The 15507-nt window shown below is 74.3% G+C and carries 14 protein-coding genes; 10 read left to right on the top strand and 4 right to left on the bottom strand.

Going from position 1 to position 15507, the window contains the following annotated elements; translation table 11 throughout:
- The first annotated feature begins 52 nt into the window (after nt 1-52).
- From ACNAW0_RS10205 to ACNAW0_RS10195, 3 genes are all read left to right on the top strand, one after another.
- The gene (locus ACNAW0_RS10205) at nt 53-511 is read left to right on the top strand and encodes an Lrp/AsnC family transcriptional regulator (RefSeq protein WP_416287492.1); all 459 of its coding nucleotides are present in this window, start codon (nt 53-55) and stop codon (nt 509-511) included.
- A gap of 95 nt (nt 512-606) precedes the next feature.
- Complete coding sequence (locus tag ACNAW0_RS10200; protein WP_416287491.1) at nt 607-2496, top strand: beta-propeller domain-containing protein; 1890 nt, start codon at nt 607-609, stop codon at nt 2494-2496.
- Nucleotides 2497-2614: 118 nt separating this feature from the next.
- On the top strand, nt 2615-3571 hold the full coding sequence (locus ACNAW0_RS10195) for a zinc-binding dehydrogenase (protein WP_416287490.1): 957 nt from the start codon (nt 2615-2617) through the stop codon (nt 3569-3571).
- A gap of 57 nt (nt 3572-3628) precedes the next feature.
- Here ACNAW0_RS10195 and ACNAW0_RS10190 read toward each other — a convergent pair whose 3' ends face one another.
- The 3 genes from ACNAW0_RS10190 to mobA form a co-directional block, all read right to left on the bottom strand.
- Nucleotides 3629-4729 (bottom strand): T3SS (YopN, CesT) and YbjN peptide-binding chaperone 1, encoded by a 1101-nt coding sequence (locus ACNAW0_RS10190; protein WP_416287489.1) that lies wholly within the window; start codon nt 4727-4729, stop codon nt 3629-3631.
- A 151-nt stretch (nt 4730-4880) separates the two neighbouring features.
- Entirely contained in the window at nt 4881-5138 is a 258-nt protein-coding gene (locus tag ACNAW0_RS10185) for a DUF6457 domain-containing protein (RefSeq protein WP_416287488.1), read from the bottom strand.
- On the bottom strand, nt 5135-5803 hold the full coding sequence (gene mobA / locus ACNAW0_RS10180) for a molybdenum cofactor guanylyltransferase (RefSeq protein ID WP_416287487.1): 669 nt from the start codon (nt 5801-5803) through the stop codon (nt 5135-5137). Before mobA ends, ACNAW0_RS10185 begins: the two co-directional genes overlap by 4 nt.
- Nucleotides 5804-5993: 190 nt before the next feature.
- Between mobA and fdhD the strand changes: the two genes are divergently transcribed.
- Nucleotides 5994-6848, top strand: coding sequence for a formate dehydrogenase accessory sulfurtransferase FdhD (gene fdhD, locus ACNAW0_RS10175; protein WP_416287486.1), 855 nt, complete (start codon nt 5994-5996; stop codon nt 6846-6848).
- Between the two features lie 166 nt (nt 6849-7014).
- Nucleotides 7015-7464, top strand: a complete 450-nt coding sequence (locus ACNAW0_RS10170; RefSeq protein ID WP_416287485.1) for a GNAT family N-acetyltransferase — start codon at nt 7015-7017, stop codon at nt 7462-7464.
- Nucleotides 7465-7501: 37 nt separating this feature from the next.
- On the opposite strand, the gene ACNAW0_RS10165 is transcribed toward ACNAW0_RS10170, so the two are convergent.
- Nucleotides 7502-8554, bottom strand: coding sequence for a DUF4192 domain-containing protein (locus ACNAW0_RS10165; protein ID WP_416287484.1), 1053 nt, complete (start codon nt 8552-8554; stop codon nt 7502-7504).
- Nucleotides 8555-8717: 163 nt separating this feature from the next.
- Between ACNAW0_RS10165 and ACNAW0_RS10160 the strand changes: the two genes are divergently transcribed.
- The 5 genes from ACNAW0_RS10160 (at nt 8718) to ACNAW0_RS10140 (ending at nt 15492) form a co-directional block, all read left to right on the top strand.
- Nucleotides 8718-9632, top strand: a complete 915-nt coding sequence (locus ACNAW0_RS10160) for a fructosamine kinase family protein (protein ID WP_416287483.1) — start codon at nt 8718-8720, stop codon at nt 9630-9632.
- Nucleotides 9629-10642, top strand: a complete 1014-nt coding sequence (gene moaA / locus ACNAW0_RS10155; protein WP_416287482.1) for a GTP 3',8-cyclase MoaA — start codon at nt 9629-9631, stop codon at nt 10640-10642. Before ACNAW0_RS10160 ends, moaA begins: the two co-directional genes overlap by 4 nt.
- 3 nt (nt 10643-10645) lie before the next feature.
- On the top strand, nt 10646-10891 hold the full coding sequence (locus ACNAW0_RS10150) for a MoaD/ThiS family protein (protein ID WP_416287481.1): 246 nt from the start codon (nt 10646-10648) through the stop codon (nt 10889-10891).
- Nucleotides 10892-10904: 13 nt separating this feature from the next.
- Nucleotides 10905-12209, top strand: a complete 1305-nt coding sequence (locus ACNAW0_RS10145) for a metallophosphoesterase (RefSeq protein ID WP_416287527.1) — start codon at nt 10905-10907, stop codon at nt 12207-12209.
- Between the two features lie 94 nt (nt 12210-12303).
- Complete coding sequence (locus ACNAW0_RS10140; RefSeq protein ID WP_416287480.1) at nt 12304-15492, top strand: UvrD-helicase domain-containing protein; 3189 nt, start codon at nt 12304-12306, stop codon at nt 15490-15492.
- The last annotated feature ends 15 nt before the right edge of the window (nt 15493-15507 follow it).

Here is a 15507-nt window from a genome sequence, read left to right as displayed (position 1 = left end):
TACGGTACAACTTTGGTAACAGCCACAACCATTGCTTCCCAGAGGCGGAACATTGCAGATCGACGCAGTCGACCAGCGAATCATTGCGTTACTCGTGGCAGATGCCCGCGCCTCGTACGCGGACATCGGCGCCCGGGTGTCACTCTCCGCCCCCGCGGTCAAACGACGCGTCGACCGGCTCCGATCCGCCGGCGTCATCCGGGGCTTCACCGCGGTCGTCGACCCGGCCGCCGTCGGCTGGACCACGGAGGCGTTCGTCGAACTCTTCTGCGCCGGCCGGACCACCCCGGCGCAGATCGGGGCCGCCGTGCGCCGGCACCCGGAGGTGGTCGGCGCGTACACCGTCTCCGGGGAGGCGGACGCGCTGGTGCACCTGCGGGCCGCCGACATCGCCCACCTCGAGGAGGCGCTGGAGCGGCTACGCGCCGAGTCCTTCGTCACCTCGTCCCGCAGCACCATCGTCCTCTCCCGGCTGGTCGAGTCCCCCGGCGTCGGCCCGTCGGCCTCCTGAGAACGGGCCGGGCAGCGTCCGGTCGCCCTTGCTGGCGTGGCACGCTCGGCAGGCCGGGCGGGAACCGGTCCGGGAGGGCCGGCGTCGAAGCGGACATGAGATCGGTAACCGCCGCCGCCGGAGCGACCGGCCTGCTCGCGCTTGCCCTGCTGACCGGTAGCGCCGTCGCCCCGACAGCGTCTACGCCCGTGCCGCCGCCACCCGGCACGCTCCGGCTGATCGCGTACGACTCGTGCGCCGAGGCGCTGGCCGGGCTGCGGGCGGCTGCCACCGCCGTCGTCGGCCCATGGGGCTTCGGGCCGGGCTGGCGGCGTGCCATGGGCGCGAGTGGCGCCGTGCCGGCGCAGGGCGCAGCCGTCGCGGAGCGGGCGGACGTCACCGGCGCCACGCCGGCATACTCCACCACCAACAACCACGAGCCGGGTGCCGACGAGCCGGACCTGGTGAAGACCGACGGACGGCGGATCGTCACGGTCACCGGCGGGGTGCTGCGGGTGGTGGATCCCGCGACCCGGCGGGAGACCGGCCGGCTCGACCTCGCCGGGGCGGACCAGGACCGCTGGTGGCCCGACAACGACCTGCTCCTGCACGGCGACCAGGCGCTGGTGCTGGTCCGGTCGTCGGCGCCGGAGGTAGTCCCGATGACCGGGCGAGCCGAAGGCGACACCCGACCCCAGCCGCGCCCGGTCGACCCCCGACCCCGGCTGCTCCTGGTCGACCTGGCCGGGCCGCCGAGGATCATCGGGACGTACCGGATCGAGGGCAGCCTGCTCGACGCGCGGCTGACCGGGTCGACCGCCCGGGTGGTGGTCCGCTCGGAGCCGCGGCTCTCCTTCCCGTACCACGAGCGGAGCACCGACGCCGAGCAGACCGCGGCCAACCGTGCGGTGATCGCGAAGGCCGGCCTGGACGCCTGGCTGCCCCGGTACGAGTGGACCGCCGGCGACGAGCGGCACACCGGCCGGGTCGGCTGCGACCGGCTGAGCCGGCCGGCGGACTCCACCGGCACCTCGCTGCTGACCGTGCTCAGCTTCGATCTCGCCACCGGCCGGCTCGGCGACGGCGATCCGGTCAGCGTCGCGTCCGACGCCGACCTCGTGTACGGCACGCCGGGCAGCCTCTATCTGGCCGGCAGCGCCGGTCCCGGGCCGCGCACGTGGAATCGGCCGTGGCGGCCGGAGGCCGTGCGGACCGAGATCTACCAGTTCGACACCGGCGGTCCCGGGCGCCCCCGGTACGTCGCGGCCGGCAGCGTCCCCGGCACGCCCATCAACCAGTACGCCCTCTCCGAGTGGCAGGGCCACCTGCGGGTGGCCACGACCCGGGAGAGCGCTCGGGGTACGACCACCGAGTCGGCCGTCCACGTGCTCACCCGACGGGGCGGGCGGCTGGCCGAGACCGGGATGGTCGCCGGCCTGGGCCGGGGCGAGCGGATCTACTCCGTGCGCTACCTCGGCGGCACCGGCTACATGGTCACGTTCCGGCAGACCGACCCGCTCTACGCGCTCGACCTGACCGACCCGGCCGCGCCCCGGGTCACCGGAGAGCTGAAGATCACCGGCTGGTCGGCGTACCTGCACCCGGTGCCGGGGGACCGGCTGCTCGGGGTCGGGCAGGAGGCCGACACCCGGGGCCGGATACAGGGCCTCCAGGTCTCCCTCTTCGACGTCCACGACCCGGCCCGCCCCGCCCGGCTGGCCCGCTACCACGTACCCGGGGCCTTCTCGACGGTCGAGTACGACCCGCACGCCTTCCTGTTCGAGCCGGCGACCGGGCTGGTGGCGCTGCCGCTGGGCACCGGATCGATCCAGCTGCTCACCGTCACCGACCGCGACATCACCGAGGTGGGCACGGTCGGCCACGCGAGCGACCAGCCTCGGCGGTCCCTGCTGGTCGGCGGGGAACTCTGGACCGTCTCGGAGGCGGGGCTGCGGGTCACCGACCCGACCACCGCCCGCAGCCTCGGCTGGTTGCCCCTGACCTGACACCTCCCTCCCCGGCGGGTGGGGCGCTGCCGGCCCCACCCGCCGCCAAGCATCCGCCAGTTGACCTCAACCCGGGTTGAGGTTGTTGGCTGGAGGCCGGCCGTCGGAAGGGGGACGCGTGCGCGCGGTGTGGTTACGGGAGTTCGGCGATCCGGAGGTGCTGGTGCCAGGCCCGGCGCCCGATCCGGTGCCCGGGCCGGGGCAGGTGCTGATCGAGGTGGCACACACCAACCTCACCTTCGTGGAGACCATGTTCCGGGCCACCGGGTTCGGCCCGTTCCCGGCCGCACCGCCGTTGATCCCCGGCAACGGGGTCGGTGGCGTGATCGCCGCCGTCGGCGCCGACGTCGAGCCGGACCTGGTCGGGCGCCGGGTGGTGAGCAGCACCGGTGGCTCGGGCGGGTACGCCGAGCGGGTCGTCGTCGACCGGGGCGCACCGATCGAGGTGCCGGACGGGCTGCCGCTGGACGAGGCGGTCGCGGTGCTCGCCGACGGTCGTACCGCCACCATGCTGGTGCACGCGGCCCGGCTGCGCCGCGGCGAGCGGGTGCTGGTCGAGGCGGCGGCGGGCGGCGTGGGCAGCCTGCTGACGCAGCTCGCCACGGCCGCCGGGGCGCAGGTCGTGGCCGCCGCCGGGGGTGGCCGGAAGGTGGCGGTGCTTCGCGACCGGGGCCTCGACCCGGTGGTGGACTACCGACAGCCGGGCTGGACCGAGCGGGTGCGCGCGGCCACCGGCGGGGTGGACATGGTCTTCGACGGGGTGGGTGGCCAACTCGCCCGCGACGCGTTCGATCTGCTCGACCCGGGCGGGCGGATGCTCAGCTTCGGGCTGGCCAGCGGCGCCTGGGCGGACCTGCCCGGCGACCTCGCGGCGGCGCGCGGAGTGACCCTGCTCCGGCCGTCCGCCGGGCCGGCCGAGCTGCGGGCGTTCACCGAACAGGCGCTCGCCGAGGCGGCGGCCGGGCGGCTACGCCCGATGATCGGGCAGCGCTTCCCGCTGGAACAGGCCGCCGACGCGCATGCCGCCATCGAGTCCCGCGCCACCATCGGCAAGACCCTCCTCGACATCCACTGATTCCCCTCCCCCGCGTGGCCGAGGCGGCGGGGTGGGGTGGGGTGGGGTGGGGGGTGGTCAGAGGTACATGCCGGTGCGGTGTTCCTCGGCGCGGGACGGCTTGTCGCCCTCGCCGAAGAAGCGCTTGCCGCCGAACTCGCCGTGCAGCCGGTCGTCCAGTTCGTCGGCCAAGCCGGTCATCACCTGCACCGCGAGCATCAGGTGGGTCGGCTGGAAGTTGCGGCCGAAGACCGGGATCGAGGCCCAGACCGTGTCGTCCGCGCAGTAGAGGCGGCCGATCGGCATCCGGTTGGTCAACTCGGAGAGCTTGACGTAGAGGCGCTCGGTCGGCTCGACCTCGGTGAGCACCGGGGAGAAGACGTCGACCAGGGGCGGGTTGTCGCGTACCCGGACGAAGACCATCGCCGAGCCGGCCCGGATGTTGATGTCCCCGTCCGAGTCGACCTGCAGCTGGTCGGACTTGGATCGCAGCATGGTGGAAACGACCGTACGCACCCGCTCCTCCAGCACGAGCACGTCGCTGTCGCCGGTCCGGCCGGTTGCCGCCTCGGCCAGCGCCTCGTCGATGTCGGGCGCCACGTCCCGGTCCGGGCCGAACTCACTGCGGGCGGTACCCAGCGGCTCCAGCGGCAGCGGCTCCCCCTCGGCATCCTGCACCAGGTAGACCAGGAAGGCGGGGTGCGGGGCGCCGTAGACATCCCGGAGCGTCCGGGACAGCACGGCCGCCAGCCGGACGCTCTCATCCGCCGCGCAGTCCAGGCCGAACTGGTCGCCGGAGCCCTCCACCACGCCGGGCGGGGACCAGCTAAGCGCGATCATGTCGGCCACCGCGGCCCGGTCCAGCCGGTAGCCCGGCGGCAGCATGGCGTTGCCGACCGCCCGCGCCGACAGCCGCCCCTCCTTGCCGACGTCCACACCGATCGAATAGACGGCGTCCCCGGTGCCGGAGGCGGTGGGGTCGAGGGTCAGCTCCAGGTGCGCACCGGCGGGCAGGGCGCGGAGCCGGTCGGCCAGCGCGCGGGCGAACTCCCGCCAGGCCTCGGTCACCTTGGCCCGGAGGTCGGCCGTGGTCGGCTCGTCCAGCAGGATCGACTCGTACTGCTCCGGCGTCGCGCCGGCGGGCTCGTCAGCCAGCGCCGAGGGGTGGTCTGCCGTCATGATCGCCTCCGTCCGTCACCGTCACCCTACCCACGGGCGGTGGAGGCCGAATCACGCCGGACCGGGATCGGACAGCCGCCCGGAACGGGCAACTCGGTCGGTGCGGTCCCGTCCGGAACCGGCTACTCGGTGCGGTCCCGCCCGGAACGGGCTACTCGGTCGGTGCGGTCCCGTCCAGCTCGACCGGCCAGGAGCCGGCCAGCTCACTCAGCCGGGCGGCCGTCGCGGCCGGGTCGGCCCCCCGCCCCACGGCCACCCCCAACAGGTACGCGGTCACCGGCGCACCCGGACGCAGCACCTGGTGGGCCACGTCCTTCGCCAGGTCCAGCACGACCGGCACCGACACCTCGCCCGGGTCGAGCCCCAGCTCGGCGCAGGCCGCCGTGACCCAGTCGTCCATCACCGTCATCGCGTCCACTCCTCGGCCCGGCGTACGTCCTCGTCAGTGTCGCAGTCGAACCAGGGCGGCGGCCCGGAGCCGGACCAGGACACCTCCCGGACGACCGTGCCGGCCAACAGCCCGCGCACCGGAGCGCCGTCGAGCGTGCCGCCCCGCTCGGCGGCCAGCCGGTCGACGGCGGCCCGCAGCGCGGCGGCTCGCCACACCCCGCAGAGCTGCTGCCGGCGACCGTCCCCGTCGACATAGCAGGCGACGTCGGCGGCGAGTCGTACAGCACCGTCGGCCGGCCGGTGCCGACCGCTCGCCGGGTCGCCGGGAGCAAAGCCACCGCCCGATGCCTGGAGCGCGCGCCGCAGGTCGGCCACCGCCGTCGGGGTCAGCAGCGGCAGATCCGCAGCGAGCAGGGCGACGGTGGTCGTACCGGGGTCGAGCAGGGCCAGCCCGGCCGCGGTGGCGGCTACCGGTCCACCGCCGGGGGGCTGCTCACGGGTCACCCGCACTCCCTCGGGAAGCGGGCCGGCCGGGCCGACCACGATCCGCGGCGCGGCGTCGGCGACCGCGGCCAGCACCCGGTGCAGCATCGGCCGGCCGCCGACCGGGCGCGCCGGCTTGTCCACCCCGCCCATCCGCCGGCCCGCGCCACCCGAGAGCACCAGCGCCGCGTACGTCGTCACCGGGCCACGGTAACCGTGCCGGACGCCCTCCGAGCGGGGTGGGCCGGCGCGAGATGCGGCAGGTTGGGGCATTGCGGGCGTAGGACGCCGTGACATGCCGCAGTTTGAGTGGATCACGCGGCAGCGCGCCTGGCCGGGCGGGAGCGGCGTCGGCGTACGGAGGGCTGGCCTGGCGGGGCAGGATGGCGGGATGGGACGGGCTACTGACCGGCGCGGCGTGCTCCGGATCGACCTCGACGCGGCGGTTGACGGGCGCGCCCGGGTACGGCGGCAGGACACCCTGGCGGTGGAGGAGCCGCTGGAGATCCGGGTCGGTCCGGCCGGCCCGGGCCGGCGAAAGCCGCTGGCGGTGACCATGCGTACCCCCGGCGAAGACCTGGACCTGGCGATCGGGTTCCTGCTCACCGAGGGGCTGATCCGGTCGGCCGACGACGTGCACACCGCGCAGCTCTGCGCCGGTGCGGAAACGCCGAACACCTACAACGTGGTCGACGTGGTGCTGGCCCCGGGCGTACCCGAGCCCGCCACCGACCCGGCTCGCAACTTCTACACGACCAGCTCGTGCGGGGTGTGCGGCAAGGCCAGCATCGACGCCGTACGCACCCGGTCGCGGTTCGCCGTGCGGGACGACGCGCTCAACGTGAGCGCGGAAATGCTGGCCGCCCTGCCGGACCGGCTGCGCGCGGCGCAGCGCGCCTTCGACCGGACCGGCGGCCTGCATGCGGCCGGCCTCTTCACCGCCGACGGTGATCTGGTGGTGCTGCGCGAGGACGTCGGCCGGCACAACGCGGTGGACAAGGTGGTCGGCTGGGCGGTCCGGGAGCGCCGGCTGCCGCTCGCCGGGCACGTGCTGCTGGTCTCCGGCCGGGCGAGTTTCGAGCTGGCCCAGAAGGCGTGGATGGCGGGCGTGCCGCTACTGGCGGCGGTCTCCGCGCCCAGCACCCTCGCCGTCGAGCTGGCCGAGGAGGCCGGGATGACCCTGGTCGGCTTCCTGCGCGGCCGGACGATGAACGCCTACGCGGGCGCGGAGCGGATCAAGGAATAGCTTCCGCCCAGATCCCCTACTCCTCGTCGGCCAGCTCGGGCCGATGCTCGCGGATCCACCGTTCGACGGCGGTGTCAGAGCCTGTCCCCAGAAGTGATCACCTGGCGGGTTCGCGGAGCCAGAGGATCAACGAGAGCGGGAGAAGCTTGGCGATAGCCTGGCGATCATGGCGGACTGGGAGATCCGACCGGCTTCGGTGGCGGACGTCGAGGCGGTGGCCGAGTTGCGGGCCGTGGTGCTGCGGGCGGATCTGGAGCGGCTCGGGCGGTACGACGAGCAGCGGGTGCGGCAGCGACTGCGGGACGGGTTCGCGCCGGCGCACACCTGGGTGATCGAGGTGGGCGGCGCGTTCGCTGGCTGCGTGTCGCTGCGGCCGGCCGAGGACGCCCACTGGCTGGAGCACTTTTACTTGGCCCCGCACCTGCAGGGCAGCGGCATCGGTGCGGCCGTGCTGCGCGGGCTGCTGGAGCAGTGCGACCGCGATGGCACGCCGGTCCGGCTGAACGTGCTGCAGGGCAGTTCGGCCCGGCGGCTGTACGAGCGGCACGGATTCACAGTCGAGACCGAAGATCCGGTGGACGTGTTCATGGTGCGCGAGCCGGCCTTGGCCGTGTGAAGAACTCCCGCCACCTAACGACATCAAAGACGGGTTCTCAGATACGCCGGCGGTGAATGCGACGGCGGGGCCGGCGGCGAACCACCCCGGAGGAATCGACCGCGGGCCAGCCGTCCAGCTCCGACGGGGGCAGCCCGCGGCGGAGCATGTCGTCCAGGAGCAGCGCGAGCGAATAGTCCGGGTGAGCGGCGAGCACCCGTTCCAGGGCCACCGCCGCAAGAGCGCCTTGTCCCGCCCGCCAGGCGGCGAAGGCGAGCAGGCTGCCGGGGGCGGCGATCAGCTCCGGCTCGGCCCGGCGCAGCACGTCCGTCCAGAGGCTGATGTCAGTGTCCCGGCCGTCGGTCCGTTCCCACGCGTGGTCGCGTACCGGGAGTTGGGTGAGAAGCACGGTCAGCCAGGCCGCCCGGTCGTCGCCCAGTCGCTCGCCGCGCCGCTGCCGGCGGAACGCGTCGCGCAACGCCGCCACCCCCGCGGACTGCACCGTCCGTCCGCCGACCAGAACGGTCTCCGCCGATTCCTCGATCAGGTCCATCATTCGCCGGCGCGCCCGCACGGTGGCCCGGCGCATGGCGACCCGGACCGGCCCGTCGAGCGGGGACACCTGCGCCGTCAGCGCGGCCCGGTCGGGCAGGGCCACCTGGCCGGCGAAGACGGCCGCCGCGCTGACCTCGCTGGCCTCCGGGTCGTACGGGGTGCCGTCGAGCGGGCAGCACTCCGGCTCGGTGCAGAGGTAGGACCACCAGCGCCCGTCGGTGACCCGCAGCGCGTCCAGGACGAGGAGCCCGGACGCGTTCAGCGCCTCGCCGACCGCGTCGACCGCCCCGGTCACCCGGGCGGCCGGACCGTAGCCGATCACGGTGGCGGACTCGGTGCCCTGCCGGGCGACGACCTGGGCGAGATGCCGGGCGGCGGGTCGTGGATCGGCACCCGGCTCGGGCAGGTCGCCCCGGGCGGCGAACACGACCCGACGGCCGCGCAGCGCCACCACGACGACGCTCTCGGCGGGATGGAAGCCGAGCAGGTACGGCACGGCGGCGACGAGGTCACCGGGGGAACGGACGGCGAGCCGGGGGCGGTCGGTCGGAGTCATGCCCGCAGCGTGCGGCGGCGGACCGCCGGGCCGACAGGCCCTGTGGACGACACGCGGGTTGTCCACAGATACGGAGAGTATCGGTGCAGGTGAGCGCCGTACGGCAGGTACCGGGACGGCGTACGACACCGCAGAGAGCGGTCGGACCCGCTACCTTGCGGTCATGGACCTGGCGTACCTGCGGGCACACCCGGAGCACCTGCCCACCTTCCTGACCCATCAGCGGATCCGGGAGACGCCGGTCTCCGGCGGGGACATCTGCGCCGCGTCCCGACTCACCCTCGACGACGGGCACTCGGTCTTCGCCAAGAGCTGGCCGGAGCGCGCGGGGCGTCCGGTCCCCGAGGGCTTCTTCGCCACCGAGGCGGCCGGGCTGCGCTGGCTTCGTGAGGCGGGCACGGTCGCCGTACCGGAGGTGATCGTGGCGCTGCCGGAGCTGCTGGCGCTCGACTGGGTCGACCCCGGCGAGCCGACGCCAGAGGCGGCCGAGCGGTTCGGACGCGACCTGGCCGGGCTGCACCGGGCCGGTGCCTCGACGTTCGGCGCCGAGTGGACCGGGTTCATCGGCGCGTTGCCGCAGGACAACACGCCGGCCCCGGGCCCGTGGCCGGAGTGGTTCGCCCGCCGGCGGCTGCTGCCGTACCTGCGGATGTCGGTCGACAACGGCGCGCTCGCGGACGCGGAGGCCGGCCTGGTCGAGGAGCTGATCGACCGGGTCGGTGAGTTCGGCGGTGACGAGCCGCCGTCTCGCGTACACGGCGACCTCTGGCCGGGCAACCTGCTCTGGGGGGCGGACGACCGGGTGTGGCTGGTCGACCCGGCCGCGCACGGCGGCCACCGCGAGACGGACCTGGCCCAGCTCGCGCTCTTCGGCGGCGCGCCGCACCTGGACCGGATTCTCGCCGCCTACCAAGAGAGGTGGCCGCTGGCCGACGGCTGGCGCGAACGGATGCCGCTGCACCAGCTCCACCTGTTGCTGGTGCACACCGCGCTGTTCGGCGCGGCATACCGGGACGCGGTGGGCTCGGCCGCCCGGGCCGTGCTCCGCGGCGCCGGACACGCTACGGTCGACAGGTGACCGCTGCCCCGACGGCCGACGGGGTCCTCATCGACCGGTACGGCCGCGTCGCCCGGGACCTGCGGGTCTCGCTGACTGACAGATGCAACCTGCGCTGCACGTACTGCATGCCGGCCGAGGGGCTGCCCTGGCTGGCCGCGCCGCAGCTGCTCACGGACGACGAGATCGTCCGGCTGATCCGGGTCGCGGTGCACCGGCTCGGCGTCACCGAGGTCCGCTTCACCGGCGGGGAGCCGCTGATCCGCCCCGGCCTGGTCGGCATCGTGTCGGCGGTGGCCGAGCTGGAGCCCCGGCCCCGGATCTCGCTCACCACCAACGGCCTCGGGCTGGCCCGCCTCGCGCCCGCCCTGCGCGCCGCCGGCCTCGACCGGGTGAATGTGTCGCTGGACACCCTGGACCGGGCCCGGTTCACCGAGCTGACCCGGCGGGACCGGCTGGCTGACGTGCTCGCCGGGCTGGCCGGCGCGGCGGCCGCCGGGCTGACCCCGGTGAAGGTCAACGCGGTGCTGATGCGCGGGGTCAACGACGACGAGGGCCCCGCGTTGCTCCGGTTCGCCCTGGCCCACGGCTACGAGCTGCGCTTCATCGAGCAGATGCCGCTGGACGCCCAGCACGGCTGGGACCGCGCCACGATGGTCACCGCCGAGGAGATCCTCGCCGGCCTGCAAGCCGAGTTCGAACTGAGCGAGGACCCGGCCGAGCGGGGCACGGCGCCGGCCGAGACCTGGCTGGTGGCCGGCGGCCCGGCCCGGGTCGGGGTGATCGGCAGTGTGACCCGCCCGTTCTGCGGCGACTGCGACCGGACCCGGCTCACCGCCGACGGCCAGGTCCGTGCGTGCCTGTTCGCCACCGAGGAGTCCGACCTGCGCGGCGCACTGCGCGCCGGGGCGGACGACGCCGAGCTGGCCCGGCGCTGGCGTACCGCGATGTGGGGCAAGCGGGCCGGGCACGGCATCGACGATCCGACGTTCCTGCAACCCGCCCGCCCGATGTCGGCGATCGGAGGCTGATCGGTGCAGCTCACCGTCCGCTACTTCGCCGGTGCGCGGGCCGCCGCCGGCCGCGCCGAGGAGACCGCGTCCGCCGGCCGGTCGCTCGACGAGCTGGTCGACGAGCTGACCGCGCGGCACGGCGAACGGCTGGCCGTCGTGCTGAAGGCGGCCAGCTTCCTGGTCGACGGGATGGCCTGCCACGATCGGCAGGCACCGCTGCCCGCCGGGGTGACGGTCGACGTGCTGCCGCCGTTCGCGGGCGGCTGAGGGAGGTCCTGTGTTGGCGACCATCATCGGCTTCGCCCTGCTCGCGACCGTCCTGATTCACCTGTACGTGTGGAAGCGGCTGGTCCTGGACACCACCACCCCCGGACGCGGGCGGCGGATCGGCGGGTTCGTCGTCCTCCTGCTGGCTCTGCTGGTGCCGGCGACCATGGGCACGAACCGGGCCGGCATACGCATCCTGGCCTGGCCAGGGTTTGTCTGGATCGCCCTGATGTTCTACCTGCTGGTCCTGCTGCTGGCGCTGGAAGTGCCGATGGCGGTAGCGAAGCTGGTGCTGCGCCGGCAGGCACGGCTCGCCGCGCCCCCCACCGCCGTGCCCCCCATCGCCGCGCCGGAACCGGCCCTCGTCGGGGCGGGCGACCCGGTCAGCGGTGGCGAGCCGCCCGCCGAGCCGCCGGTCGCCGCGCCGGTCGAGCCGCCCGCCGAGCCGCCGGTCGGGCCGGCCGGGCCGCCCGACCACGACCCGTCCCGGCGGTTGCTGCTCGCCCGGGGGGCAGCGATCTTCACCGGGCTCACCGCCGCCGGCATCACCGGGTACGGCGTCCGCACCGCAATGGGTCCGCCGCAGCTGGACCGGGTGCGTATCCCGCTGGCCAAGCTGCCCCGCAGCATGGACGGGCTACGGATCGCCACCGTCTCCGACATCCACCTCGGGCCGCTGCGCGGTCGCTCGCACACCCAGCGGATCGTGGCGATGATCAACCGGCTCGACGCCGACCTGGTGGCGGTGGTCGGCGATCTGGTCGACGGCTCGGTGGCCGAGCTGGGCGAGGCGGCGGAACCGTTACGCGACCTGCGCTCCCGGTACGGCAGCTTCTTCGTCACCGGCAACCACGAGTACTACTCGGGCGTCGAGGAGTGGGTCCGCGAGGTGGACCGGCTCGGCCTGCGGGTGCTCCAGAACGAGCGCCAGGAGATCCACGCCCGGGGTGGCGTCCTGGACCTGGCCGGGGTGAACGACGTGACCGCCACCGGCACCGGGCTGGCCGCCCCCGCCGACTTCGCCGCAGCTCTCGGCGACCGGGACCCGAGCCGGCCGGTGGTGCTGCTGGCGCACCAGCCGGTGGCCGTGCACGAGGCGGCGAAGTTCGGCGTGGACCTGCAACTCTCCGGGCACACCCACGGCGGCCAGATGGCGCCGTTCAACCTGCTGGTCGGGCTCCAGCAGCCGGTGGTCTCCGGCCTCGGCGAGGTGGACGGCACCAAGGTCTACGTGACCAACGGCGCGGGCTTCTGGGGCCCGCCGGTCCGGGTCGGCGCGCCGCCGCAGGTGACCCTGGTCGAGCTGCGGGCCCCATAGCGCGGCCGGGTCGCGCAGTCCAGCACCGGATTGCTCAGGTCACGAGTACGCGTGGCGGCGGGCGGTCGGTACGCCGGGCGTGACAGGATGCGGCGTGCCTCCGTTCAGCGCCGCACCCCCCGGTGGCCTTTCGCCGTTCGTCGCGGATCTGCACATCCACTCGAAGTACTCGCGCGCGTGCAGCCGCGATCTGACCCTGCCGAACCTGGCCCGCTGGGCCCGACGCAAGGGCATCGGCGTACTCGGCACCGGCGACTTCACCCATCCCGCCTGGTACGACCACCTGCGCGAGACGCTGCAACCGGCCGAGCCCGGCCTGTACCGGCTCAGCCCCGAGGCGGAGCGGGACATCGCCCGCCAACTGCCGCCCCGGCTGGCCAGCGAGGCGGAGACGGACCCGGTCCGGTTCATGCTCAGCGTGGAGATCTCCACGATCTACAAGCGGGACGACCGGACCCGGAAGGTGCACCACCTCATCTACCTGCCCGACCTGGACGCGGTGGCCCGGTTCAACGCCGCGCTGGGCCGGATCGGCAACCTGGGGTCCGACGGTCGGCCGATCCTCGGCCTGGACTCCCGGGACCTGCTGGAGATCACGCTGGAGGCCAGCCCGGACGGCTACCTGGTGCCGGCGCACATCTGGACGCCCTGGTTCTCGGCACTGGGCTCGAAGTCCGGCTTCGATGCGATCGCCGACTGCTACGCCGACCTGGCCGAACACGTCTTCGCCGTGGAGACCGGTCTCTCCTCCGATCCGGGGATGAACTGGCGGGTGAGCAGTCTGGACCGCTACCAGTTGGTGTCCAACTCGGACGCGCACTCCCTGCCGGCGCTGGCCCGCGAGGCCACGGTGTTCACCTCGGCGCGCGACTACTTCGCCATCCGCGAGGCGCTGCGGACCGGGGACGGGCTGGCCGGCACCATCGAGTTCTTCCCGGAAGAGGGCAAGTACCACGCCGACGGGCACCGGCTCTGCGGCGTCAACTGGTCGCCGGAGCGGACCCGGGCGGCCGGCGGGCGGTGCCCGGAGTGCGGCAAGCCGCTGACGGTGGGCGTACTGAGCCGGGTCGAGGAGCTGGCCGACCGCTCCGCGGGGCATCGGCCGGCGCACGCCCGCGAGGTGACCCACCTGGTGCCGCTGGCCGAGATCCTCGGTGAGATCAACAAGGTGGGCGCCCGCTCGAAGAAGGTCGAGGGGAAGCTCAACGAGCTGATCGCCACGCTCGGCCCGGAGCTGGAGATCCTCACCAGCACCCCGCTGGACGAGATGGGCCGGGTCGGCGGCGAGCTGCTCGCCGAGGGCATCGGGCGGCTGCGCCGGGGCGACGTACGCCGGATCCCCGGCTACGACGGCGAGTACGGCGTGATCACTCTCTTCGACCCGGCCGAGCTGGGCGGCGGCGCGTCCGGCGGGCAGGAGACGCTCTTCGACGTACCCGTGCCCGCGCAGCGGAAGCCCGCGGAGCCGGCGCCGAAGCCGAAGGCCGCCCGCCCGGCGGCGGCCAAGGCGGAGCCGAAGCGGAAGCCGACCTCGCCGCCTCCGCCACCGATCGCGCCGGTGCCCTCCCCGCACGAGCCGTTCGAGCCGATGCTCGCCGGCATGGAGGAGGTCGGCACCGGCCTGCTGGACCGGCTCGACGCGATGCAGCGGGTGGCCGCCTCCGCGCCGGGCGGCCCGCTGCTCATCGTGGCCGGCCCGGGCACCGGCAAGACCCGTACGCTGACCCACCGGATCGCGTACCTCTGCGCGGAGTTGAACGTCTTCCCGGAGCAGTGCCTGGCGATCACCTTCACCCGGCGGGCGGCCGAGGAGCTGCGGCACCGCCTGGACGGGCTACTCGGCCCGGTGGCCGAGGACGTCACGGTCGGCACGTTCCACTCACTGGGCCTGACCATCCTGCGGCAGAACGCCGAGGCCGCCGGGCTGCCGGCGGACTTCCGGATCGCCGACGACGCGGACCGCGCGGCGGCCCGGACCGAGGCCGGTGACGACGACGACCGGTACGCCGCGCTGCTGCGCAAGCGGGACCTGGTCGACCTGGACGAGCTGCTCACCGTGCCGGTCGCGCTGCTGAAGGGCGACAAGAAGCTGGTCCGGGAGTACCGGGAACGCTGGAAGTGGGTCTTCGTCGACGAGTACCAGGACGTCGACGCCGTCCAGTACGAGCTGCTGCGGCTGCTCAGCCCCGCCGACGGCAACCTCTGCGCGATCGGCGACCCCGACCAGGCGATCTACTCGTTCCGGGGCGCGGACGTCGGCTACTTCCTGCGCTTCTCCCAGGACTTCACCGACGCCCGGCTGGTCCGGCTGAACCGCAACTACCGCTCGTCGGCGCCGATCCTGGCCGCCGCCGTGCAGGCCATCGCGCCGTCGTCGCTGGTCCGCGGCCGCCGGCTCGACCCGGCCCGGCTCGACCCGGAGGCCCCGCTGGTCGGTCGCTACGCCGCGGCCTCCGTCGCCGACGAGGCCGACTTCGTGGTACGCACCGTCGACGATCTGGTCGGCGGCCTGTCCCACCGCTCGCTCGACTCGGGCCGGATCGACGGCCGGTCCACCTCGCTGTCGTTCTCCGACATCGCGGTGCTCTACCGCACCGATTCCCAGGCCGCCCCGATCGTGGACGCCCTGGCCCGGGCGAACATCCCGGTGCAGAAGCGCTCGCACGACCGGCTCCGGGACCGCCCGGGGGTGACGGCCATCGCCCGCGAGCTGCGGCACGCCGGGCTCGACGGTTCGCTGGCCGCCCGCGTCCGGCTGGCCGGGCAGATCCTGGCGGACCGCTTCGCCGTGCCGACGCTCGACGGCGCCGGCTCGGTCCGCCCCGAGGACGTGCGTACGGCGGTGGACCTGCTCACCCCGCTGGCCCGGCGCTGCGGCGACGACCTCGGGCTCTTCCTCTCCCAGCTCGCGACCGGGGCGGAGGTGGATGCCCTGGACCCGCGCGCCGAGGCGGTCACCCTGCTCACCCTGCACGCGGCCAAGGGCCTGGAGTTCCCGGTGGTCTTCCTGGTCGGTGCCGAGGACGGGCTGCTGCCGCTGCGCTGGCCGGGGGCGGAGCCGGACGACGACGCGGTCGCCGAGGAGCGGCGGCTCTTCTTCGTCGGGCTCACCCGGGCCCAGGACCGGCTGTACGTCAGCCACGCCGCCCGGCGCAGCCGCCACGGCGCGGAACGCGAGTGCCGCCCGTCCCCGTTCCTCGACGTGATCGACCCGGGGCTCTTCGAACGGTTCGGCGAGGCCGAGCCCCGCCGCCCCAAGGACCGCCAACTCCGCCTCATGTGAAAGAAGGGTCCCCTG

Source organism: Micromonospora sp. SL1-18 (genome assembly GCF_047921505.1).
Classification (GTDB): domain Bacteria; phylum Actinomycetota; class Actinomycetes; order Mycobacteriales; family Micromonosporaceae; genus Micromonospora.
This window is presented reverse-complemented; position numbering and strand designations above follow the sequence as displayed.

Excerpts from the sequence above, each read along its gene's own strand:
- ACNAW0_RS10200 (WP_416287491.1), top strand. The coding sequence starts at position 607 with ATGAGATCGGTAACCGCCGCCGCCGGAGCGACCGGCCTGCTCGCGCTT.
- ACNAW0_RS10190 (WP_416287489.1), bottom strand. The coding sequence starts at position 4,729 with ATGACGGCAGACCACCCCTCGGCGCTGGCTGACGAGCCCGCCGGCGCG.
- ACNAW0_RS10185 (WP_416287488.1), bottom strand. The coding sequence starts at position 5,138 with ATGACGGTGATGGACGACTGGGTCACGGCGGCCTGCGCCGAGCTGGGG.
- fdhD (WP_416287486.1), top strand. The coding sequence starts at position 5,994 with ATGGGACGGGCTACTGACCGGCGCGGCGTGCTCCGGATCGACCTCGAC.
- ACNAW0_RS10170 (WP_416287485.1), top strand. The coding sequence starts at position 7,015 with ATGGCGGACTGGGAGATCCGACCGGCTTCGGTGGCGGACGTCGAGGCG.
- ACNAW0_RS10165 (WP_416287484.1), bottom strand. The coding sequence starts at position 8,554 with ATGACTCCGACCGACCGCCCCCGGCTCGCCGTCCGTTCCCCCGGTGAC.
- ACNAW0_RS10160 (WP_416287483.1), top strand. The coding sequence starts at position 8,718 with ATGGACCTGGCGTACCTGCGGGCACACCCGGAGCACCTGCCCACCTTC.